The organism is Erwinia sp. AK-PDG3-5 (assembly GCF_056821705.1).
Window position 1 is genome coordinate 3,733,855 of record NZ_CM165967.1, and the last position, 21,166, is coordinate 3,755,020.

The following is a 21,166-nucleotide window of genomic DNA, read 5'->3' on the forward strand; positions in this document are numbered from 1 at the left end:
TCATGAAACAAACTTCGCCCGACTGGGCAGCCTACGTGGCACAAATGGAACAGGTTCTGGGCGTGCCGCTGGACGAGCAGCGACGTGACGAACTGTTAGTGCAGTTTACCCGCATCGCCGGAATGGCCGCCCCGTTGATGGCGTTCCCGCTGGATGACCGTCTGGAAGTGGCAGGAGTGTATAAAGCATGAATCCGGCCTCATTATCCATTAATGACATTCAGGGCGCGCTGGCGAAAGGCGAGCTCAGCGCCCGTGAAATCGCGCAGCAGACGCTGAGTCATATTGAAGCGGCCAACCCGGCGATCAATGCCTGGACGGAAGTGACGCAGGATCGCATGCTGAACGAAGCCGATCGACTCGATCGTCTGCGTAAGGAAGGCCGTGCGCTCCCGCCGCTGGCCGCGGTGCCGTATGCGGTGAAAAATCTGTTTGATGTTGCCGGGCACGCCACCCTCGCCGGTGCCAGCCTGTTCAGCGATCGTCAGCCGGCAAAGCAGGATGGCTTTGCGGTGAATAAACTGAGCGAATCGGGCGCCCTGCTCTCCGGCATGCTGAATATGGATGCCTATGCCTACGGCTTTACCACCGAGAACACCCATTATGGCGCGACCAAAAATCCCCGCGATATGAAGCGGATTGCCGGTGGATCGTCAGGCGGCTCCGCTGCCGCCGTGGCGGCGGGACTGGTTAACTTCTCGCTGGGAACCGACACCAACGGTTCGATCCGCGTACCGGCTTCGCTGTGTGGCATTTTCGGTCTGAAACCGACCTTTGGCCGCCTGTCCCGCAGCGGCAGCCATCCGTTTGTTGCCAGCCTGGATCATATCGGTCCGTTTACCCGCTCGGTGGAGGATCTGGCGGTGGTTTACGACGTCCTGCAGGGACGCGATGCGCAGGACAGCTTCCAGGCGGAGAAAGCCATTCATCCCGCCCATCGCCTGCTTGAGCACGGCCTTGAAGGCCTGCGCTGCGGCGTGCTGGGCGGCTATTTCCAGACCTGGTGCAGTGAAGACGCCCGCGCAGCGGTTGCAGTTGCCGCGAAAGCGTTGAACGCGCAGGATGAAGTGCTCTTCCCGGAGGCGGAGCTGGCGCGCACTGCCGCGTTTATCATTACCGCCTCTGAGGGCGGCAACCACTATCTCCCGGCGCTGCGTACCCAGCCTGAACGCTTTGAACCGCTGTCGCGTGAGCGTTTACTGGCCGGTGCGATGATCCCGTCGGCCTGGTACGTGCAGGCGCAGCGGTTCCGTCATCACTTTAAGCAGCAGATCCTGCCGCTGTTTGAGCAGTTCGACGTGCTGCTCGCGCCCGCGACGCCGAGTACCGCAACGCTTATCGGCCAGGAAACCATGCACATCAACGGCACCGATCTGCCGATCCGCGCCAGCATGGGTATGCTGACGCAGCCGATTTCCTTCCTCGGCTTGCCGGTCACCACCGTGCCGCTGCAAACGCCGGGCGGTTTACCGATCGGCCTGCAGCTGATTGCGGCCCCGTTCAAAGAAGAGGCCTGTCTGCGTGCGGCATGGGCACTGGAAAAAATGGGCATTGCGCAAGCAGCCCCCGTCAACGTGAGCGCAAACTAATGAAGAGTGAATATATCGATCGCCCGGCGATTCTGGCTGAAGTCACTACCGCATTTTACCGCTATGAAGAAGCCCTGATCAGCAATGATACGGTGGTGCTGGATGAATTGTTCTGGCATGACGATCGTACCGTGCGTTTAGGGGCCGGGGAGAATCTGTATGGCATTGAGGAGATCAGAGAATTTCGCGCTTCACGGCCGTCAGCAGGCTTGAACCGGGAGCTGCGCAATACGGTTATCACCACCTTTGGCGAAGATTATGCGGTGTGTAGCACCGAATTCACCCGCGAAGGAACGGATAAAATTGGCCGCCAGCAACAGACGTGGGTCAAGCTGCCGTGTGGCTGGCGCATTGTGGCGGCGCAGGTCAGTTTGATGGTGTAAAACCGCTCACGGCGACAGTGCGTCACTCAGACGCTGATTATCCAGGCCGGGGTGAACTGATTCACGCCGGCCTGGATGCCGCCTCCCCGTAGCCCACTCTCTCGGGCCACGGTTTTATTGCAAACTCACTCCGCCGGCGCAGGATGAGTCTTAACCCAATGCTCAGCGATTTGCTGACGCGTACAGATCCACACGTTTTCATGCTGCTGAATGTGATCCAGGAAGCGCAACAAGGCTTTGAAACGCCCCGGACGCCCCAACAGGCGGCAGTGCATACCAATCGACAGCATCTTCGGCGCGGTTTCGCCCTCGTCATACAACACATCAAAGCTGTCTTTCAGATAGGTGTAAAACTGCTCTGCGGTGTTAAAGCCTTGCGGTGTGGCAAAGCGCATATCATTGGTTTCAAGGGTATACGGGATGATCAGATGCGGCTTCACCGTGCCATCCTGACAGGTGACCTGCGTCCAGAACGGCAGGTCGTCGCCATAATAATCGCTGTCGTAGGTAAAACCGCCCTGCTCAACCACCAGCCGGCGGGTGTTCGGACTGTCGCGTCCGGTGTACCAGCCCGTCGGCGCCTTGCCAAACAGATCTTTTAAGGTATCCACCGCCTGCTGCATATGCTGACGTTCCGCTTTCGGATCCATCGACTGATAGTGGATCCAGCGCCAGCCGTGGCTGACCACGTCGTAATCGGCAGCCTTAATGGCCTCAACAATCTCGGGATGACGCGCCAGCGCCATCGCCACGCCGAACACCGTTAGCGGCAACCCACGTTTCTGAAACTCATTATGGATGCGCCAGAAACCCGCACGCGAACCGTATTCATACAGCGAGTCCATCGACATATGACGCTCAGGATAGCTTGCCGCGCCGATAATATCGGACAGGAACTGTTCGGACCCCGCATCGCCATGCAGCACGTTGTTCTCGGCACCCTCTTCATAGTTCAGCACAAACTGCACGGCGATCCGCGCGTTGCCCGGCCAGGCCGCATGGGGAGGATTGCCCGCGTAGCCACGAAGATCGCGCGGGTAATTTTTATTAAAGCTGTACTCTTTTTTCTCTACGGCATCATTCATGGTCAAAGTCCTTGAGTCGGGACGACTTAATCCAGTTTAAGAGAGGCAAACTGACCCGACAGCGTTTTTCTTGCAGGATAGTCCAGGTCACCGTGTTTACTGGTCGATAACCCCAGCGCCACCAGCGACTCCACCATTTTTACTGCGGCTCCCACGCCATCAATGACCGGGATACCCATTTCCAGCGTTAATTCACGCGCCAGCGTGGCCATGCCACCACAACCGAGCACAATGGCGCCGCTACCGTCTCGCTTTTTCGCTTGTATACAGCCTTCGCGCACTTTCTCCTGTGCCAGACCGGTGCCATCTTCCAGTGCCAGCACCGGTAAATCGATGGCGTGCAACGCGGCGCAATGCTGTTCAAAGCCATACTGCTGGAGCAAATGCCGCGCAATGATTAAGGTGCGTGGCAAGGTGGTCACAATCGAGAAGCGGGTCGCGACCATCGTCGCCATATGCATCGCCGCTTCGGCAATGCCAATCACCGGGCCCTGAGCCAGTTCACGGGCTGCCAATAGCCCCGGATCGCCAAAGCAGGCAATCACATGCCCACTGACGCCCAGCTCTCGCCCTGCCTTAACCTGTTCCAGTACGCCGATGGCGGCGATAGCCTCATCAAAATGCCCTTCGATAGACGGCACGCCCTGCGACGGGCACACCGCGAGGATCTCGGTTCCCGGCGCAGCCACGGCGCGTGCAGCGGCGCCGATTGTCGCGGTCATCGCCTGGCTGGTGTTCGGGTTAATCACCTGAACGATCTGCTTCGCGCTCATGCTTTCGCTCCAAAGCCTGCAAATAAGCGGCCAAAATCAGGCAGCTGCTCGCCGCTGCGTTCAAAATGCAGACTGTCCACGATATGCCCGAAATGTTGCTGCATTGCGTCAGTCAGCGGTTGCAGCGCTTTTTGTCGCAACAGGTCAATCAGCCGATCGTGATCGTCACAGCGGCAGCCTTGCTGCCACGGCGCGCCATACGCCGCAATCACCAGAGAAGAACGCTGCGTTAATCGCGTCACCATTTCGGTCAGCACCTGATTACCCGAAATGGCCTGCAGCTGAATATGAAAAGCCGCGGACAGGCGGATGGCGGCCGGGCCATCGTGCGCCTCGTGCGCCTGCTGTTCCTGGCGATTGAGTTTCTCCAGCGCCACCAGGTGCGTGGACTGGCAGCGTTCGAGGATCGCCGGCAGATTGGCGCATTCAAGTAAGGCACGGGTGCGAAAAATATCCTGAGCCTCTTCTACCGAGGGTGTCGCCACCTGTGCACCACGTTTGGGCGTCAGGACGATCATTTGCACCGCGGCGAGGCGCTGAAGCACTTTGCGGATCCCGGTGCGGCTGATGCCAAACACCTCCGCCAACGCTTCTTCCGGCAACTTACTGCCCGGTGGCAACTGGTGCTCCACAATGGCCGACATCAACGCCTGATAGATAGGCTCGTCCTTGTCGTTCAGGTCAGAGGCCGTTTTCAGGCCGGTTTCACTCTTCATTACCTACTCCGGTAAACATCCGTTCCGTAAAGAATCGTACACATGAATCTCAAGTTTTGTATACAAAAAAACGATTCTGGCCTGATTCCTGCAATGTCTCCCTAAACCCGATTTGCGTTTAGTGACCTACACAGGAGCAGGTTTCATGCCAAATAGTCAGAATGTCAGCCAGGCGTCGGCGGTTGAAGCCCACGCAAACTACAGCCCACGGCTGTGTAATGAAGACCTGGCGCCGACTCGCGACCAGAACTGGAGCTGGTACAACATCTTTTCTTTCTGGATGTCGGATGTACACAGTATGGGTGGCTATGTGGTCGCCGCGAGCTTCTTTACCCTCGGGCTGGCAAGCTGGCAGGTGCTGCTTTGCCTGTTAGTTGGCATCTGCATTGTGCAGATCTGTGCCAACCTCGTCGCCAAACCGAGCCAGATGGCCGGCGTGCCCTATGCGGTAATTTGTCGTCAGGCCTTTGGCGTATTTGGTGCCAATATCCCGGCAGTGATCCGCGGACTGATTGCGTTTGCCTGGTACGGCATTCAGACCTATCTCGCCGCCAATGCGCTGATGCTGGTGTCGCTGAAGTTCTGGCCGTCGCTGGCGGCCATGACCCACGCGTCCTGGCTGGGTCTGTCTCAGCTTGGCTGGATTTGCTTCGGCATTATGTGGCTGGCGCAGGCAATGGTGTTCTGGCACGGCATGAGCGCCATCAAGCGCTTTATCGATATCGCCGGTCCGGCGGTGTATGTGGTGATGGTGGCGCTGGCCGGTTGGATTGTGTACAAGACGGGCTTTGACGGTATTTCGCTGACGCTGGCCAGCAAGCAGCTCACCGGCGGCCAGCAGGTCTGGGAAATGATTACCGCGACCGCGCTGGTGGTCTCCTACTTCTCTGGCCCACTGCTGAACTTCGGTGACTTCTCGCGCTACGGTAAAAGCATGAATGAAATCCGTCGCGGCAACCGCTGGGGCTTACCGTTCAACTTCCTGCTGTTTTCCGTGGTGACGGTGGTGATTGTTTCCGGTACTCAGTCGCTGTTCGGCCATATGATCACCGATCCGATTGAAACGGTGAGCCGCGTCGGCAACGATCTGGCGGTCGCCATTGGTCTGCTGACGATGATCACCGCCACGATCGGCATCAATATCGTCGCGAACTTTGTTTCCCCGGCGTTCGACTTCTCCAACTGTTCGCCGCAGAAAATCAGCTTCCGCACCGGCGGCATGATCGCGGCGGTCGGTTCCGTGCTGTTAACGCCGTGGAACCTGTTCCAGTCCCCTGAGCTGATCCACTACACGCTGGACGTATTGGGTGCCTTTATTGGGCCGCTGTTCGGTATCCTGCTGTGCGACTTCTATCTGATTAAACGCAGCCAGATTTCAGTGAAAGATCTGTTTGATGATACGCCTCAGGGCCAGTACTGGTATCGCGGTGGATTCAACCCGAAAGCCATCGTCGCCCTCGTCCCGTCGGTGTTGATTGGGCTGGTGATCAGCTTTATTCCTTCGCTGCATGAGGTGGCAAACTTTAGCTGGTTTATCGGCGTGGCGTTGGCTGGTGGGTTCTATCGCTGGATTGCGCGTGAGGATCGCGTGGTCAGCAGCCAGGGCTATGGTCGTAAGGTGGCGGTAGAGAAGCGTTAATAAAGGAGGGGACGGCGTTTTACCGTCTCCAGAAACGACAAAAGCCTGATTCATTGCTGAATCAGGCTTTCTGAATACTTGGCGGAACGGACGGGGCTCGAACCCGCGACCCCCTGCGTGACAGGCAGGTATTCTAACCAACTGAACTACCGCTCCACCGATGTTCCCCGTCGGGAACGGGGCGAATATTACGGCCAGCCCTTCCCCCCGTCAACGCTTTTTATAGGGGTTTTCTACCGACTGCCTGTTTTTTCGCCTTTTCGCTGATTTAATGCGTAATTTTCAGCACTTATGCGCGCCAGAGGCAGCTTCCGCCCTTCTTCATCACCAGATCCAGCCGCTCTTCGTGGGCCATGTTTTCCGCCTCGCTTGCCGATAACACCACCAGCCCCGAGGCCGGACGCGTAATGCGATGAATAGTGTCGCCGTTGCTTTGCTGCTGCTGATCGCCTTCCATCGAGAACTTCAGCAGCGTCTGGCCTCCGGTCATCGCCAGGAACACTTCCGCCAGAATTTCGGAGTCCAGCAGTGCGCCGTGCAGGGTTCGCTTGGTGTTGTCTATCTCGTAGCGGGAACAAAGCGCATCAAGGCTGTTACGCTTGCCGGGAAACATTTTGCGCGCCATCGCCAGGCTGTCGGTAATGCGGCAGAAGGTTTCGGTCTTCGGAATGTTGCGCCCAAGCTTGGCAAACTCGTAGTCCATAAAGCCGATATCAAACGACGCGTTATGGATCACCAGCTCGGCGCCATCGATGTATTCAAGGAATCCGTCGGCGATGTCGGCAAAGGTGGGTTTGTCGGCGAGAAATTCATCGGCAATACCGTGAACGCCAAAAGCTTCCGGATCCACCAGCCGATCGGGCTTCAGATAAACATGGTAGTTATTGCCGGTCAGACGGCGGTTTATGACCTCAACGGCACCGATTTCAATGATGCGATGCCCTTCATAGTGCACCCCAATCATGTTCATACCGGTGGTTTCAGTATCGAGTACGATCTGACGCGTTGTATTTACTGTGCTCATAGGACCCGTTTATGTCAGACTTGGCGTTTTTCAGCAGGGAGTCTACCAGAGATGACTAAGCAGGTAGAAATTTTCACCGACGGTTCTTGCCTTGGCAACCCCGGACCGGGCGGTTATGGCGCTATTTTACGCTATGGTAAGCACGAAAAAACCTTCAGTGAAGGCTATTTTTTAACCACCAATAATCGCATGGAGTTGATGGCTGCTATCGTCGCGCTGGAAGCCTTAACGCAGAAGTGTGAAGTGGTGCTCAGCACCGACAGCCAGTATGTTCGCCAGGGCATCACCAGTTGGATCCACAACTGGAAAAAACGCGGCTGGAAAACCACCGATAAAAAACCGGTCAAGAATGTCGATCTGTGGAAGCGGCTGGACAGCGCCCTGAGCCACCATGAAATCAAATGGGAATGGGTTAAAGGTCATGCGGGACACGTTGAGAACGAACAGTGTGACGAGTTAGCCCGCGCGGCCGCAGGCAACCCAACCCAGCAAGATGTGGGCTATACGTCAGAATCCTGATGCCCCTGCCGCGAGCGAAACTGGCTGGTTGCGCCGACCGCCGAGCTGATCCTTCTTTTCGCCGCGGCCCGTTTGGCCGGATTCATGATCAGTGGGAAGGTGCGCTTACGCGCGACAATGATGCTCAGGCAACCCAGCGCCGGAAAATGCGTGCTGATCACCTTGCCGCCCTGCCGGTTCCACGGCACCACCTGGAACCGCGTTCGCTGAACCACTTCGTAATTCAACAGGCTCAGCCAGTCCATTAACCTCATCTGCGTAAACATCCGACTGTTCCACGGCACGCGTTTGTGGATACCCGGGATCAGTTTGCCGATCCCCAGCACGCTAAACGGATTAAAGCCGCTGATAATGATCCAGCCATCGTCGATCAGGACCCGATCCACTTCTCGCAGAATGCGGTGCGGATCGCTGCTCCAGGCCAGACAATGTGCCAGCAGGCAGGCATCAACGGATTTCGATTCAAACGGCAGGCTCATCGGATCCGCCTTGACCTGCAGCCGGTCGCCGCTTAATCCCACGTTAACCTGATGAGAGATGGCGCAGCTTTCGGTGTCGATTTCGGCGCTAAGGTGGCCCACCTTTAACAGATGAAAACCGTAGAGTTTGGCGAGGCAAGGCTGGAGATGCTTGTTGAGGGCATCACGATAAAACTCTCCCCATGGGATCTCTGCCCACGAGTCTGGCACCTGACGAATTTGGCGTGTTTTAGCGGGCTTCATGCTTTACCATTCTCTTTCCATTTCAGCCAATAAAAGAGGCGATGATGAATCTTACCAGCATTCCGGCACTTCAGGACAACTACATCTGGACATTAAATAATGAACAGGGCCAGTGCCTGATCGTTGACCCAGGCGAAGCGGCTCCGGTGCTCTCCGTTCTGGCAAAAAACCAGTGGCAGCCCGTCGCGATCTTGCTTACTCATCATCATCACGATCATGTTGGCGGCGTGAAAGAATTGCTGGAGAAATATCCGGGAATGACGGTCTATGGACCGAATGAAACCGCCGAAAAAGGGGCGACATCGATCGTCAGTGAAGGGGATAGCATTACCGTGCTGGATACCGAATTCAGCGTGATCTATACGCCCGGTCACACTTTAGGACACATCTCATATTTCAGCCACCCTTACCTTTTCTGCGGCGATACAATGTTCTCTGGTGGTTGCGGTCGATTATTCGAAGGCACGCCGGAACAAATGTTTGAATCATTTCAGAAGCTTAACCAGCTACCCGCCGATACACTGATATGTTGCGCGCATGAGTATACTTTATCGAATTTAACCTTTTCGCATGCCATTTTACCGCAGGATGCGAAGATAGAGAGCTATTACCGTGAAATTAAGGAGTTACGCGCGAAAAACGGTGTTTCCGTGCCGACAAAGCTGGAATTAGAGCGACAAATTAACGTTTTTTTAAGAACGCAAGAACCTGATTTACAAAGACTTATAGGGTATGAAACATCTCCACAACATGAGTGGCAAGTATTTGCAACTCTACGCGAGAAGAAAGACCGTTTTTGATTTTCGGGTTGTGTTGCTATGGGCGAGCAAGTATAGTTGCTCGTCTTTTAAGCGAAGAATGACACACACATGAAGGCTAAAGCGATATTACTCGCCTCGGTCTTGCTGGTGGGTTGCCAGGCGTCAAAGCATGACACCAACATCCCGGAACAGCATGCACAGAGTTTGTCTTCGGCAGGTCAGAATGAAGCAGAGCAGGACACAGATCGGTTGTTATCCCCGCGTTGGCAGGATGATGGAACCCGCATTACGCAGGATAAAGATTTGTGGAATCTCATCAGTACCGAGCTGAAGATGAAGGTTCCGGATAATGCCCGGATACGCGAACAAAAACAGAAATACTTAAGCAACAAGAGCTATCTCCACGATGTAACATTACGGGCAGAGCCGTATATGTACTGGATTGTCGAGCAGATTAAAGAACGTAAAATGCCGATGGAACTGGTACTACTACCCATAGTGGAGAGCGCTTTTGACCCCCATGCGACCTCAGCCGCCAATGCCGCAGGCATCTGGCAGATTGTACCGCAGACGGGGCGAAACTACGGTCTGAAGCAGAGCCAGTGGTATGACGGACGCCGCGATGTCGTGGCTTCCACCAAGGTTGCGCTGGACATGATGGAACGTCTGAACAAGATGTTTGACGGTGACTGGTTACTGACCATCGCCGCCTATAACAGCGGTGAAGGACGCGTCATGAAAGCGGTAAAAGCCAACAAAGCCCGAGGGAAACCGACGGACTTCTGGCATTTATCTCTGCCACGCGAAACCACGGTTTACGTGCCAAAAATGTTGGCTTTGGGCGATATCCTGAAGAACAACAAGCGTTACGGTTTACGTCTGCCGGCGCCTAACGAAACACGTGCTTTGGCACGTGTTGATGTCGGCCAACAGATTGAACTGACGCAGGCGGCAGAAATGTCGGGCATGTCACTGAGCAAGCTGAAGAGTTTTAACGCGGGCTACAAACGCGGCACTACGGCACCGAAAGGTGGACCTCAGTACATCATGGTACCGAAGTCGAACGTAGCGCAGCTGCGTAACTCGCTGGCAACAGGCGATATTGCTGCCGTTCAGCCAACAGCGTTGGCGAATAACACGACAGCCGGTTCTTACAAGGTGCGCAACGGCGATACCCTGTCAGGAATTGCCAAACGTCTGAACGTCTCGGTGAAAGACCTGCAGCGCGCAAACAACCTGCGTGGCGCAAGTATCAAACCAGGACAGACCCTGAGCACGGGCGGTAGCGGCAACGCCACCAAACTGGCCGATAATGGCAACAGCATCACCTATAAAGTGCGTAAAGGTGATTCTCTGGCCAGCATTGCTAAAGGGCACGGTGTTGAGATTAAGGATGTGATGCGCTGGAACACCAGTGGCTCACAAAATATCCAGCCAGGCGACAAGCTGACGCTGTTTGTAAGCAACACCAGTACGCCAGACAGTTAAGACTAAGACCGATAAAAAGCCAATCTGCGGATTGGCTTTTTTTATGCCCTGAATTCCCCCTTCCTCCCCTTCGCTCCACGTTGTGATCGCCTCGCGGCTTCACGCATCCTTACTGGTACAACTGTGATCAAGATCCAGTAACCATCAATCAACACTTGTATGGTAGTAATATCAGTGTCTATGTTATCAACTTGTTTATTTTTTGATCTCTGGTTTTGGCAAACATAACAAGAAACAGTTTAAAACAGGGCGCGGACCGTTTAATCACGGCCGCAGACAACGATGACATTGAAAGGCACCAGATATGACACTTCCTTCTTCAGAACTGGCTGAACATCAAACGACTCAGGATAGCGCTGCCGCTGAAGCACAGGCCCCCCGGCGTGGGCTTTTACGCTTCCTGCCGAGAGCCCACCCGCTTTCCTGGTGGATGCTGGTGATCACTACGCTGGCAATCCTGATGAATTCCATCGACAGGATTATTCTGCCGACCCTGCTGCCAGCGATCATGAAATCCTTCAACCTGACCGAAGTGCAGGCTGGCTGGTTAAACTCATTAAGTTTTGTCGGCACCTTAACTGGCGCCGTAGTCTTCGGGCTGTTCTCGGATTGGGTCGGCACCGGTCACAAGCGCTGTTACAGCTGGTGCGTCGCAGTGTTAGTGGAGATTGTCTCGGGTGTCGCCACGGCGTTCTGCAAGTCTCTCGGGGCGTTTCAGGCGCTGAGAGTGGCGATGGGGATGGGCACCGGTGGCTCAGAACCGATTAACGTCGCGCTGCTGGGCGAATGGTGGCAGAAAGAGAACCGTGGATTTGCTATCGGCGTGCACCATACCGGTTTTCCGCTGGGACAGTTTATCGGTCCAATCCTGATCGCTGCCATTCTGGCTTTTGCTACCTGGCGCGAAGCCTTTCTGTTTATCCCGCTGATTGGTCTGGTGATCCTGATTGCCCAGCTGATTATCGGCACCCGCAAAAATCATCAAAAAGTGAATGACTGGATTGTTGAAAACAAACTGACGCCGCCGGTCACCGAATCGCTGCAAAAAACGGTGGAGAACGCCTCTCTCTGGTCCAACGCGGTCTCCTGCCTGAAAAACCGCAACTGCCAGCTGGCGATCCTGCTGATTTTTGGCTTTACCTGGGCCGAGATGGGCATTGCTAACTTCCTGACGTTGCAACTGACCCGCGAAGTGGGCCTGGACCTTTCCACCGCAGCGATCATTTCGGGTGCCTCTGGCTTAACCGGATGGATTGGCCAGATCCTGTGGGGCAGCTTCTCAGACGTTAAAGGACGCAAACGCTCGCTGACCTTTATCATTGCTGGCTGGATCCTGGCGGCGGCCCTGTGCATGTTTATCCACTCTGCCGCGCTGGGTTGGGCGATCCTGATTTTCTGGGGGCTGTTCCGCAACTCTCCCTACCCAGTTGCCTATGCATTGCTGATAGATTCCTCGCCACGAGCCGCCGCATCCAGCATGGGGCTGATGATTGGCCTGGCCGTTGGCATTGCCGGCATTCTGGTTGCGCCCGTTAGCGGCTGGATCATTCACAGTTATGGCTTCACCGTTCACTATCTGGTGATTGTCGGCGTGCTGCTGCTGTCCTGCGCCCCACTGTGGTTTATCAAAGAAACCGTCAACCTGAATAAGGCCTGATATGACTCACGATCTGCTTAGCTTATTGCGTCAACACCGCCTCATCGAGCTGAACCATCAGTATGAGGAATTTATGCCCGTCTGGCCGACCCACGGCAAATTCTTCTGCAGCCGCGCGGAGGATTACTCTGCCGGAGACGGCAACTACAACTGCCAGCTAAGCCTGGGAGATCACTGCGGTACGCACGTTGATGCGCCGGTGCATTTTATTGAGGGTGGCAAGACGATTGAACAGGTGGACGTGCAGCAACTGACGGGACGCGGGCGCTGCCTGGATATGTCCCATCTGGCGGAAAACGCCGATATCACCCGCGAGATGATCGCCGCATGGGAGGCAGAGCATGGCGAGATTCTGGCTCAGGATATTGTGATTTTTCGCACCGGCTATGATGAGAAATGGCGTTGCCGTCCCCATCAGGCGGCATTTTTACAGAACTGGCCGGGGCTGTCTGCAGAAGGTGCACAGTATTTGATTGATAAAGGCGTGACGGTGTTCGGGACGGATGCGATGTCGCTCGATCGCTACAGTAATGAAGCGCATCCCGCGCACCTTGCCGTGTTGGGTGCCGATTGCCTGATTATTGAGAATCTGGCCAATCTGCGAAGCCTGCCGACAGCCTTTACCTTTATGGCGTTGCCGCTACGAATTAAGGGCGCTTCCGCCTCGCCGATTCGGGCCGTGGCACTGGTTGAGTAACAGCCCCTTGCGGGGCCGTTTTGATTCAGGGCTTAAACGCCTCGATAAAGATCACGTCAGTACTGAAGCTGCCATCCGGCTGTTGACCATAGTAGCGCTGCACTTCTTCAGAAGCAGACTGCTGATAAGCCCGGATGGCATCTGCCATCACCTTCGGCGTGCGCATGCGTTCAATCCAGCTGCTGAACTCCAAATCCAGGCGGTCATGACTGACGGCCGTGATTGCCAGCCCGGCTTCCGTGAACATCGTCAGCCATTCACCAGGATTGTAATCGCGGACATGGGAAGTATCGCGCAACGCCTCAACGGTCTGTAACCAGATATCCAGCACGGCATTGCCCGGCGCGTTCACATCCATAAAGATCACTTTACCGCCTGGCTTCAGGATGCGCTTCACTTCGCGCAGTGCCCGTCCGACATCATGCCAGTGGTGGGCTGAATAACGGCTGATGACGATATCAAAGGATTCGTCGGCAAATGGCAGGTATTCCGCATAGCCCTGCACCGTCGACAGATGCTCATAGCCACGCTCTTTTGCCGCTTCAGCCACCACAGCCAGCATTTTCGCCGAGAGATCGTATGCCACCACGCGCTTAACATGCTGAGCCGCAACATAGCTGGCATGCCCACCACCACACCCTAAATCGAGTAAATGCGCATCCTTTTCCGCAAACAGACGTTCACCCAGACGCACTAAGTCGCGGCCGCTGGCGTGCACGGCACTGCTCAGATAGGCGCTTGCCTGGTCGCCAAACTGTTTGTCGACGTTATCATGATGATGTGTAGCCATATCTCTGTGTTCCTTACTGATTTTTTGGAGTTATGGGCAGAACGTGAGATCGACCTGCCCGTGACGGCAGGCCGAACATTCCCTAGAGAAGCGCAGGCTTGCCGGGATTGAATTCAACGAGTAGGGGATTGTGATCGGAGGCGCGTGTGACCAGCACGGAGGCTTCAGCCACGCCCAGACCGCGGTAAAACACGAAATCTAACGGACGACCAAAGGCTTTGCGCCGGTGATCGTCGGTAAAACTCACTTCTTCCAGCCCCATATCGCGGGCGAAGGTATATAACGCATTGATGCGCTGACGGCTCCAGGCGTTAAAGTCACCGGCCATAATCACCGGGCCGCGATGATGAATTATCTGCTCGCCAATCGGCCCCAGCTGTTTGCTGTAAACATCAATCCCCAGACTGAAGTTAACGGCATGGATGTTCACTACCATCAGCATCTGATCGTCAGGCAAGGCATAGGCCGTCACCAGAGCAGATTTAGACAGCCTTAATAAAGGCTCGCGTTCACGTAACGGGCAGCAATAGACGGGATGGGCGGACGCCAGCGTCATCACCCCAGACGGATGCTGAGGCAGAGCAAAGGCCGGAACCTGATCGGCGGCCAGATAGTTGGAGGTGGCGAAGCGCACCAGCTCCGGCGTGGTTTGCGCTTCCTGTAACAGCACCAGATGCGCATCCTTACCAAAATTCTGCAGGACGGAGAGCCAGTCAGCCCGCTGCTGTTTGAAGATGTTCCACACCAGCACCCGCAGCGTGGACTCAGTCGTCAGCGGCGTTCCCGGCGGCAAGGCTTTGCCAACGTGCAGCATGGCACCGGGCGGAAAAATACGTTCCGCTGGCTGTCCCGCTACATATCTCATGGCATACGTCTTTCTTCGCACTCTACCGCCTGGCCTTAGTTACTGCTGAATGAATCATTGTGTCATTCAGTTATAGGGGCTTTGGTAGTGAGTTTCAATCGGATCAGACTAATAACTGCTGTTAGTCGGTAAACAAATGATAACAAGGGCCGAGCGTTATCAGGCTTGCTTGCGGTAACGGTTTCCATAGCGCTCGGGATCGGCGCATGATTAAATAACAAATTAATTCAAAGTCTCAGCAGAATTTTGCTCAAGGAGCAATAATGAAGGCCAATTCAGAAGAACTGGCAATTTTTGTCGCCGTGGTCGAGAGCGGCAGTTTTAGCCGGGCAGCAGAGCAGCTGGACATGGCTAACTCTGCCGTGAGTCGGGCGGTCAAAAAGCTGGAAACCAAGCTGGGTGTGGAGTTACTGACCCGAACCACAAGACAGGTCAATCTCACTCAGGAAGGCGACGTCTATTTTCGCCGGGTCCAGTTGGTGCTTCAGGGGATGGCTGCGGCTGAAAACGAGCTGATGGAAAGCCGGCAGATACCGCAAGGATTGCTGCGGATCGATGCGGCCACGCCGGTCGTGCTACATCTGCTGATGCCGATGATCAAGCCTTACCGGGAGCGCTATCCGGAAGTCACGCTTTCGCTGGTGTCTTCTGAGACCTTTATTAATTTGATTGAGCGGAAGGTGGATATCGCCATCCGGGCAGGCAACCTGACTGACTCAAGTCTTCGGGCTCGTCCGCTATTTACCAGCTACCGTAAAATTGTTGCCAGTCCTGACTACCTGCAGCAGCACGGTATCCCGCACTCTTGTCAGGATCTCGCCGGGCATGTCTGCATGGGATTTGTCGAACCTCTGAGTCTGAACCGCTGGCCGATAGCCAAAGCCGACGGGCAACTTTACGACATCACGGCGGATCCCACCTCTAATAGCGGAGAAACCATCAAGCAGCTCTGCTTAAGCGGTAACGGCATTGCCTGCCTGTCAGACTATATGATTGACCGTGAGATCAGAGAGGGAACCCTGGTGGAATTACTGGCTGATAAGATCCTGCCCATCGAAATGCCGTTTAACGCGGTGTACTACAGCGATCGTGCGGTGAGTACACGCATCCGTTCGTTTATCGATTTTCTCGATGAGTGGGTAAAAGCAGCGCTTCCAGGAACACGGGAAGCGCCGTAAAGGCAGAGTGAAGATTTAATCCCAGTCTGGTGCCAGACCTTCAGGACTGACCAGACGTTCAGCGCGATCCAGCTTGGCGATCTTCGCCCGATCCTCAGCATCCAGCTTCAGATCCCTTGCTGCCATATTGCTTTGCAAATTCGCACGCTGCGTGGAGGAAGGGATTACCGCATACCCTTCCTGCATAGCCCATGCCAGCACTACTTGAGCGGCTGTCGCCTGATGCTTAGCGGCAATCTCAATAATCACCGGTTCCTGCAAGGCTTTACCATACGCCAGCGTCATATAGGAGGTGATAGGGATCCCCTTCTCACGGGCAAAATCCACCACCTTGCGGTTCTGCAGGAATGGATGGAGTTCGATTTGGTTGGTAGCAATCTGCTCAACCCCGACTGCATCAATCGCCTGCTGCATCAGCCCTGTGGTGAAATTGGAGATACCAATCTGGCGAGTCAGGCCGGCTTCTTTCGCCGCAACCAGCGCCTTCATGGTTTCCGCGACCGTTACCGCGGCACCTGGCGATGGCCAGTGAATCAAGGTCAGATCGACGTAATCAGTGCGTAACTTGCATAGGCTCTCTTTCAGGCTGGGGATCAAGGCGTCGGCACTGAGGTTTTCTACCCATATTTTGGTGGTGATAAACAGCTGGTCGCGCGCCACACCGCTTTCCGCGATCGCCTGCCCTACTGCAGCTTCATTGCCATAAATCTGGGCGGTATCTATGACGCGATAGCCGAGATCCAGCGCGTTTTTCACTGAAGCTATTACCACGTCATCTTGCAGGCGAAAGGTGCCCAAACCGAATGCTGGAAGTGTCATAAATCCTCTTTTTGCTACTGTTATTGGTTAAGTTGCGGGAGTATGACAGAGGAATTATTGACGAAAAAGCCGCTAACAATCACAACACTTTTGCTTTCTGAGCAATAATATCCAAATGACGGGCACAAAAAAGCCCTGAGTCTTATGACTCAGGGCTTCATGTTTAAGTGGCGGAACGGACGGGGCTCGAACCCGCGACCCCCTGCGTGACAGGCAGGTATTCTAACCAACTGAACTACCGCTCCACCGATTCTGTACTGAATTCAGAATGTTGCTTCTGATATCAGGTGTTTCACCCTTTCCGTGTCACTGGAAAGGTCATGACCATAAATGGTCTGAATTGATGCCTGGCAGTTCCCTACTCTCGCATGGGGAGACCCCACACTACCATCGGCGCTACGGCGTTTCACTTCTGAGTTCGGCATGGGGTCAGGTGGGACCACCGCGCTAAAGCCGCCAGGCAAATCTGTTACCGAGTTATCGGTTAATTACTGGTGCTGATACCCAGAGTCGAACTGGGGACCTCACCCTTACCAAGGGTGCGCTCTACCAACTGAGCCATATCAGCACGCTTATTTCTTGCAACAAGCGGGTAACTCACGCTTATTGGTCTAAATTGATGCCTGGCAGTTCCCTACTCTCGCATGGGGAGACCCCACACTACCATCGGCGCTACGGCGTTTCACTTCTGAGTTCGGCATGGGGTCAGGTGGGACCACCGCGCTAAAGCCGCCAGGCAAATTCTGTGCTCTGTCCTGTGTATTTCGCTCCGTGGCCGCGTTGGCCGCGCTTGTAAACTCAGTCACATACCTCAGTATGCTCCTTCCTTCACGGCGCTTGCCGCCTTGCCACAAAGCAAAATCCCACGGACCGGGGTCCGCAGAACAGATAATTCTTTATCCGGTTCAAGCTGAAAATATCTGTTTGTGTCTCTCAGACACACACCAGAACGCTTCTGGTGTTGTAAGGTTAAGCCTCACGGGTCATTAGTACCGGTTAGCTCAACGCATCGCTGCGCTTACACACCCGGCCTATCAACGTCGTAGTCTTCAACGTCCCTTCAGGGGCCTTAAAGGCCCAGGGAAGATTCATCTCGAGGCAAGTTTCGCGCTTAGATGCTTTCAGCGCTTATCTTTTCCGCACTTAGCTACCGGGCAATGCCATTGGCATGACAACCCGAACACCAGTGGTGCGTTCACTCCGGTCCTCTCGTACTAGGAGCAACCCCTCTCAATCTTCCAGCGCCCACGGCAGATAGGGACCGAACTGTCTCACGACGTTCTAAACCCAGCTCGCGTACCACTTTAAACGGCGAACAGCCGTACCCTTGGGACCTACTTCAGCCCCAGGATGTGATGAGCCGACATCGAGGTGCCAAACACCGCCGTCGATATGAACTCTTGGGCGGTATCAGCCTGTTATCCCCGGAGTACCTTTTATCCGTTGAGCGATGGCCCTTCCATTCAGAACCACCGGATCACTATGACCTGCTTTCGCACCTGCTCGAGCCGTCACTCTCGCAGTCAAGCTAGCTTATGCCATTGCACTAACCTCACGATGTCCGACCGTGATTAGCTAACCTTCGTGCTCCTCCGTTACTCTTTAGGAGGAGACCGCCCCAGTCAAACTACCCACCAGACACTGTCCCCACGCCGGATTACGGCGCCAGGTTAGAACATCAAACGTTAAAGGGTGGTATTTCAAGGTTGGCTCCACGCAGACTGGCGTCCACGCTTCAAAGCCTCCCACCTATCCTACACATCAAGGTTCAATATTCAGTGTCAAGCTATAGTAAAGGTTCACGGGGTCTTTCCGTCTTGCCGCGGGTACACTGCATCTTCACAGCGAGTTCAATTTCACTGAGTCTCGGGTGGAGACAGCCTGGCCATCATTACGCCATTCGTGCAGGTCGGAACTTACCCGACAAGGAATTTCGCTACCTTAGGACCGTTATAGTTACGGCCGCCGTTTACCGGGGCTTCGATCAAGAGCTTCTCCTTGCGGATAACCCCATCAATTAACCTTCCGGCACCGGGCAGGCGTCACACCGTATACGTCCACTTTCGTGTTTGCACAGTGCTGTGTTTTTAATAAACAGTTGCAGCCAGCTGGTATCTTCGACTGGCTTCAGCTCCGGGAGCAAGTCCCTTCACCTACGCGCCAGCGTGCCTTCTCCCGAAGTTACGGCACCATTTTGCCTAGTTCCTTCACCCGAGTTCTCTCAAGCGCCTTGGTATTCTCTACCTGACCACCTGTGTCGGTTTGGGGTACGATTCCGTGTTACCTGATGCTTAGAGGCTTTTCCTGGAAGCAGGGCATTTGTTACTTCAGCACCGTAGTGCCTCGTCATCACACCTCAGCGTTAAAAAGAGTCCGGATTTACCTAAACTCTCCGCCTACATGCTTAAACCGGGACAACCGTCGCCCGGCTAACATAGCCTTCTCCGTCCCCCCTTCGCAGTAACACCGAGTACAGGAATATTAACCTGTTTCCCATCGACTACGCCTTTCGGCCTCGCCTTAGGGGTCGACTCACCCTGCCCCGATTAACGTTGGACAGGAACCCTTGGTCTTCCGGCGAGCGGGCTTTTCACCCGCTTTATCGTTACTTATGTCAGCATTCGCACTTCTGATACCTCCAGCAGACCTCACAGTCCACCTTCGACGGCTTACAGAACGCTCCCCTACCCAACAACGCCTAAGCGTCGCTGCCGCAGCTTCGGTGCATGGTTTAGCCCCGTTACATCTTCCGCGCAGGCCGACTCGACCAGTGAGCTATTACGCTTTCTTTAAATGATGGCTGCTTCTAAGCCAACATCCTGGCTGTCTGTGCCTTCCCACATCGTTTCCCACTTAACCATGACTTTGGGACCTTAGCTGGCGGTCTGGGTTGTTTCCCTCTTCACGACGGACGTTAGCACCCGCCGTGTGTCTCCCGTGATAACATTCTTCGGTATTCGCAGTTTGCATCGGGTTGGTAAGCCGGGATGGCCCCCTAGCCGAAACAGTGCTCTACCCCCGAAGATGAGTTCACGAGGCGCTACCTAAATAGCTTTCGGGGAGAACCAGCTATCTCCCGGTTTGATTGGCCTTTCACCCCCAGCCACAAGTCATCCGCTAATTTTTCAACATTAGTCGGTTCGGTCCTCCAGTTAGTGTTACCCAACCTTCAACCTGCCCATGGCTAGATCACCGGGTTTCGGGTCTATACCCTGCAACTTAACGCCCAGTTAAGACTCGGTTTCCCTTCGGCTCCCCTATACGGTTAACCTTGCTACAGAATATAAGTCGCTGACCCATTATACAAAAGGTACGCAGTCACACCACGAAGGTGCTCCCACTGCTTGTACGTACACGGTTTCAGGTTCTGTTTCACTCCCCTCGCCGGGGTTCTTTTCGCCTTTCCCTCACGGTACTGGTTCACTATCGGTCAGTCAGGAGTATTTAGCCTTGGAGGATGGTCCCCCCATATTCAGACAGGATGTCACGTGTCCCGCCCTACTCATCGAACTCACAGCAAGTGCATTTTTGTGTACGGGAGTATCACCCTGTACCCTGCGACTTTCCAGACGCTTCCACTAATGCACAAGCTGATTCAGGTTCTGGGCTGTTCCCCGTTCGCTCGCCGCTACTGGGGGAATCTCGGTTGATTTCTTTTCCTCTGGGTACTTAGATGTTTCAGTTCCCCAGGTTCGCCTTGCAACACTATGTATTCATGTTGCAATGATGCACCAAGGTGCACCGGGTTTCCCCATTCGGGTATCGTCGGTTATTGCGGTTCATATCACCTTACCGACGCTTATCGCAGATTAGCACGCCCTTCATCGCCTCTGACTGCCTAGGCATCCACCGTGTACGCTTAGTCACTTAACCTCACAACCCACAAGCGTCCCGAAAGACACGTGCTGTTGTAAGCATTTGAGAGACTCGAACATATCGTTGATTTCATTCTTATTACGGAGAATGAAAACGACATGTCGTTTCAATTTTCAGCTTGTTCCGGATTGTTAAAGAGCATAATACTTCGCAGCACACCGTTGCCGGTACGCTCTGAAGTATTGTCAGAAAACTGCATGGTGGAGCTAAGCGGGATCGAACCGCTGACCTCCTGCGTGCAAGGCAGGCGCTCTCCCAGCTGAGCTATAGCCCCATACAGTTACTGCAGAGACCATCTACTACCACTTACGTTCTTTTCTTTCGAAGAGGACGTTGAGGACACTACTCTTTGGGAGAAATGTAATTTTTACTCAGGCAAGGCATGCGGAAGGGAAGTTTACTTAAGGTAAACGACCGCGCGCATAACGCAGCATGAGTGAAAATTTGGTAGGCCTGAGTGGACTTGAACCACCGACCTCACCCTTATCAGGGGTGCGCTCTAACCACCTGAGCTACAAGCCTGTAGAGGTTTTTTCTGCTCGTTACTTTTCTATCAGACAATCTGTTGTGGACACTACGCGGGAAA

18 protein-coding genes, 5 tRNA genes and 3 rRNA genes are annotated in these 21,166 nt (G+C 54.6%); 10 read left to right on the forward strand and 16 right to left on the reverse strand.

All coding sequences use genetic code 11. The features are described from left to right. Positions 1-2 precede the first annotated feature (2 nt). From hpxX to hpxZ, 3 genes are read left to right on the forward strand one after another with little or no spacing between them, the layout of a single operon-like run. Entirely contained in the window at positions 3-191 is a 189-nt protein-coding gene (gene hpxX, locus AC1UKS_RS17435) for an oxalurate catabolism protein HpxX (RefSeq protein WP_482434672.1), read from the forward strand. Next, positions 188-1,588: an AtzE family amidohydrolase gene (locus AC1UKS_RS17440; RefSeq protein ID WP_482434673.1), complete on the forward strand. Its 1,401-nt coding sequence runs from the start codon at positions 188-190 to the stop codon at positions 1,586-1,588. The genes hpxX and AC1UKS_RS17440 overlap by 4 nt, the downstream gene beginning before the upstream one ends. Continuing rightward, positions 1,588-1,971 carry an oxalurate catabolism protein HpxZ gene (gene hpxZ / locus AC1UKS_RS17445; protein WP_482434674.1) on the forward strand — a complete coding sequence of 128 codons (384 nt, stop codon included), beginning with the start codon at positions 1,588-1,590 and terminating at the stop codon, positions 1,969-1,971. The genes AC1UKS_RS17440 and hpxZ overlap by 1 nt, the downstream gene beginning before the upstream one ends. 125 nt (positions 1,972-2,096) lie before the next feature. Here the strand turns inward: hpxZ and puuE are convergent, their stop codons facing one another. Genes puuE through AC1UKS_RS17460 form a run of 3 tightly spaced genes read right to left on the reverse strand, consistent with a single transcriptional unit; the run spans position 2,097 to position 4,545 of the window. Continuing rightward, a complete protein-coding gene (puuE, locus tag AC1UKS_RS17450) occupies positions 2,097-3,056 on the reverse strand; it encodes an allantoinase PuuE (protein ID WP_265909460.1) in 960 nt (319 codons plus the stop codon). A gap of 26 nt (positions 3,057-3,082) precedes the next feature. Further along, positions 3,083-3,829 carry an allantoin racemase gene (gene hpxA, locus AC1UKS_RS17455; protein WP_482434675.1) on the reverse strand — a complete coding sequence of 249 codons (747 nt, stop codon included), beginning with the start codon at positions 3,827-3,829 and terminating at the stop codon, positions 3,083-3,085. Further along, positions 3,826-4,545: a GntR family transcriptional regulator gene (locus AC1UKS_RS17460; RefSeq protein ID WP_265909462.1), complete on the reverse strand. Its 720-nt coding sequence runs from the start codon at positions 4,543-4,545 to the stop codon at positions 3,826-3,828. The genes hpxA and AC1UKS_RS17460 overlap by 4 nt, the downstream gene beginning before the upstream one ends. A gap of 145 nt (positions 4,546-4,690) precedes the next feature. Here AC1UKS_RS17460 and AC1UKS_RS17465 point away from each other — a divergent pair, with 145 nt between their 5' ends. Continuing rightward, positions 4,691-6,184 (forward strand): NCS1 family nucleobase:cation symporter-1, encoded by a 1,494-nt coding sequence (locus AC1UKS_RS17465; RefSeq protein WP_482434676.1) that lies wholly within the window; start codon positions 4,691-4,693, stop codon positions 6,182-6,184. 79 nt (positions 6,185-6,263) lie between these two features. Here AC1UKS_RS17465 and AC1UKS_RS17470 read toward each other — a convergent pair. Together AC1UKS_RS17470 and dnaQ are read right to left on the reverse strand one after the other, a co-directional pair. After that, a tRNA-Asp gene (locus AC1UKS_RS17470) sits at positions 6,264-6,340 on the reverse strand. 133 nt (positions 6,341-6,473) lie between these two features. Further along, positions 6,474-7,208 (reverse strand): DNA polymerase III subunit epsilon, encoded by a 735-nt coding sequence (gene dnaQ, locus AC1UKS_RS17475; RefSeq protein WP_013200883.1) that lies wholly within the window; start codon positions 7,206-7,208, stop codon positions 6,474-6,476. Positions 7,209-7,259: 51 nt separating this feature from the next. Between dnaQ and rnhA the strand changes: the two genes are divergently transcribed. Continuing rightward, complete coding sequence (gene rnhA / locus AC1UKS_RS17480; RefSeq protein WP_041691914.1) at positions 7,260-7,727, forward strand: ribonuclease HI; 468 nt, start codon at positions 7,260-7,262, stop codon at positions 7,725-7,727. Here rnhA and AC1UKS_RS17485 read toward each other — a convergent pair. Further along, positions 7,709-8,449: a class I SAM-dependent methyltransferase gene (locus tag AC1UKS_RS17485; protein ID WP_482434677.1), complete on the reverse strand. Its 741-nt coding sequence runs from the start codon at positions 8,447-8,449 to the stop codon at positions 7,709-7,711. The two genes, rnhA and AC1UKS_RS17485, sit on opposite strands and share 19 nt — an antisense overlap. Before the next feature lie 44 nt (positions 8,450-8,493). Here AC1UKS_RS17485 and gloB point away from each other — a divergent pair, with 44 nt between their 5' ends. The 4 genes from gloB to AC1UKS_RS17505 all read left to right on the forward strand — a co-directional run bounded on the left by gloB (position 8,494) and on the right by AC1UKS_RS17505 (position 13,052). After that, on the forward strand, positions 8,494-9,249 hold the full coding sequence (gloB, locus tag AC1UKS_RS17490) for a hydroxyacylglutathione hydrolase (RefSeq protein WP_482437024.1): 756 nt from the start codon (positions 8,494-8,496) through the stop codon (positions 9,247-9,249). Positions 9,250-9,318: 69 nt separating this feature from the next. After that, complete coding sequence (mltD, locus tag AC1UKS_RS17495; protein ID WP_482434678.1) at positions 9,319-10,698, forward strand: murein transglycosylase D; 1,380 nt, start codon at positions 9,319-9,321, stop codon at positions 10,696-10,698. A gap of 304 nt (positions 10,699-11,002) precedes the next feature. Beyond that, the gene (locus tag AC1UKS_RS17500) at positions 11,003-12,355 is read left to right on the forward strand and encodes an MFS transporter (protein WP_265909466.1); all 1,353 of its coding nucleotides are present in this window, start codon (positions 11,003-11,005) and stop codon (positions 12,353-12,355) included. A gap of 1 nt (position 12,356) precedes the next feature. Beyond that, positions 12,357-13,052 (forward strand): cyclase family protein, encoded by a 696-nt coding sequence (locus AC1UKS_RS17505; RefSeq protein WP_482434679.1) that lies wholly within the window; start codon positions 12,357-12,359, stop codon positions 13,050-13,052. A gap of 25 nt (positions 13,053-13,077) precedes the next feature. On the opposite strand, the gene AC1UKS_RS17510 is transcribed toward AC1UKS_RS17505, so the two are convergent. Together AC1UKS_RS17510 and AC1UKS_RS17515 are read right to left on the reverse strand one after the other, a co-directional pair. Beyond that, positions 13,078-13,842, reverse strand: a complete 765-nt coding sequence (locus tag AC1UKS_RS17510) for a class I SAM-dependent methyltransferase (RefSeq protein WP_265909468.1) — start codon at positions 13,840-13,842, stop codon at positions 13,078-13,080. A gap of 82 nt (positions 13,843-13,924) precedes the next feature. Beyond that, positions 13,925-14,728: an endonuclease/exonuclease/phosphatase family protein gene (locus AC1UKS_RS17515; protein ID WP_265909469.1), complete on the reverse strand. Its 804-nt coding sequence runs from the start codon at positions 14,726-14,728 to the stop codon at positions 13,925-13,927. Positions 14,729-14,970: 242 nt separating this feature from the next. Between AC1UKS_RS17515 and yafC the strand changes: the two genes are divergently transcribed. Further along, on the forward strand, positions 14,971-15,885 hold the full coding sequence (gene yafC / locus AC1UKS_RS17520) for a DNA-binding transcriptional regulator YafC (protein WP_482434680.1): 915 nt from the start codon (positions 14,971-14,973) through the stop codon (positions 15,883-15,885). Positions 15,886-15,900: 15 nt separating this feature from the next. Here the strand turns inward: yafC and dkgB are convergent, their stop codons facing one another. The 8 genes from dkgB to AC1UKS_RS17560 form a co-directional block, all read right to left on the reverse strand. Beyond that, positions 15,901-16,704, reverse strand: coding sequence for a 2,5-didehydrogluconate reductase DkgB (dkgB, locus tag AC1UKS_RS17525; protein WP_482434681.1), 804 nt, complete (start codon positions 16,702-16,704; stop codon positions 15,901-15,903). A gap of 168 nt (positions 16,705-16,872) precedes the next feature. After that, positions 16,873-16,949, reverse strand: a tRNA-Asp gene (locus AC1UKS_RS17530). 100 nt (positions 16,950-17,049) lie between these two features. Further along, a 5S ribosomal RNA gene (rrf, locus tag AC1UKS_RS17535) occupies positions 17,050-17,165 on the reverse strand. Between the two features lie 31 nt (positions 17,166-17,196). Beyond that, positions 17,197-17,272: transfer RNA gene (locus tag AC1UKS_RS17540), tRNA-Thr, on the reverse strand. A gap of 53 nt (positions 17,273-17,325) precedes the next feature. Then, a 5S ribosomal RNA gene (gene rrf, locus AC1UKS_RS17545) occupies positions 17,326-17,441 on the reverse strand. A 228-nt stretch (positions 17,442-17,669) separates the two neighbouring features. Then, positions 17,670-20,577 (reverse strand): 23S ribosomal RNA (locus AC1UKS_RS17550). A gap of 201 nt (positions 20,578-20,778) precedes the next feature. Beyond that, positions 20,779-20,854: transfer RNA gene (locus AC1UKS_RS17555), tRNA-Ala, on the reverse strand. Between the two features lie 171 nt (positions 20,855-21,025). Further along, a tRNA-Ile gene (locus AC1UKS_RS17560) sits at positions 21,026-21,102 on the reverse strand. Between the last annotated feature and the right edge of the window lie 64 nt (positions 21,103-21,166).

What these genes read in the sequence shown, in the direction of transcription:
- hpxX (WP_482434672.1), top strand. Translation starts at nt 3, where the DNA reads ATGAAACAAACTTCGCCCGACTGGGCAGCCTACGTGGCACAAATGGAA.
- AC1UKS_RS17440 (WP_482434673.1), top strand. Translation starts at nt 188, where the DNA reads ATGAATCCGGCCTCATTATCCATTAATGACATTCAGGGCGCGCTGGCG.
- hpxZ (WP_482434674.1), top strand. Translation starts at nt 1,588, where the DNA reads ATGAAGAGTGAATATATCGATCGCCCGGCGATTCTGGCTGAAGTCACT.
- puuE (WP_265909460.1), bottom strand. Translation starts at nt 3,056, where the DNA reads ATGAATGATGCCGTAGAGAAAAAAGAGTACAGCTTTAATAAAAATTAC.
- hpxA (WP_482434675.1), bottom strand. Translation starts at nt 3,829, where the DNA reads ATGAGCGCGAAGCAGATCGTTCAGGTGATTAACCCGAACACCAGCCAG.
- AC1UKS_RS17460 (WP_265909462.1), bottom strand. Translation starts at nt 4,545, where the DNA reads ATGAAGAGTGAAACCGGCCTGAAAACGGCCTCTGACCTGAACGACAAG.
- AC1UKS_RS17465 (WP_482434676.1), top strand. Translation starts at nt 4,691, where the DNA reads ATGCCAAATAGTCAGAATGTCAGCCAGGCGTCGGCGGTTGAAGCCCAC.
- dnaQ (WP_013200883.1), bottom strand. Translation starts at nt 7,208, where the DNA reads ATGAGCACAGTAAATACAACGCGTCAGATCGTACTCGATACTGAAACC.
- rnhA (WP_041691914.1), top strand. Translation starts at nt 7,260, where the DNA reads ATGACTAAGCAGGTAGAAATTTTCACCGACGGTTCTTGCCTTGGCAAC.
- AC1UKS_RS17485 (WP_482434677.1), bottom strand. Translation starts at nt 8,449, where the DNA reads ATGAAGCCCGCTAAAACACGCCAAATTCGTCAGGTGCCAGACTCGTGG.
- gloB (WP_482437024.1), top strand. Translation starts at nt 8,494, where the DNA reads ATGAATCTTACCAGCATTCCGGCACTTCAGGACAACTACATCTGGACA.
- mltD (WP_482434678.1), top strand. Translation starts at nt 9,319, where the DNA reads ATGAAGGCTAAAGCGATATTACTCGCCTCGGTCTTGCTGGTGGGTTGC.
- AC1UKS_RS17500 (WP_265909466.1), top strand. Translation starts at nt 11,003, where the DNA reads ATGACACTTCCTTCTTCAGAACTGGCTGAACATCAAACGACTCAGGAT.
- AC1UKS_RS17505 (WP_482434679.1), top strand. Translation starts at nt 12,357, where the DNA reads ATGACTCACGATCTGCTTAGCTTATTGCGTCAACACCGCCTCATCGAG.
- AC1UKS_RS17510 (WP_265909468.1), bottom strand. Translation starts at nt 13,842, where the DNA reads ATGGCTACACATCATCATGATAACGTCGACAAACAGTTTGGCGACCAG.
- yafC (WP_482434680.1), top strand. Translation starts at nt 14,971, where the DNA reads ATGAAGGCCAATTCAGAAGAACTGGCAATTTTTGTCGCCGTGGTCGAG.
- dkgB (WP_482434681.1), bottom strand. Translation starts at nt 16,704, where the DNA reads ATGACACTTCCAGCATTCGGTTTGGGCACCTTTCGCCTGCAAGATGAC.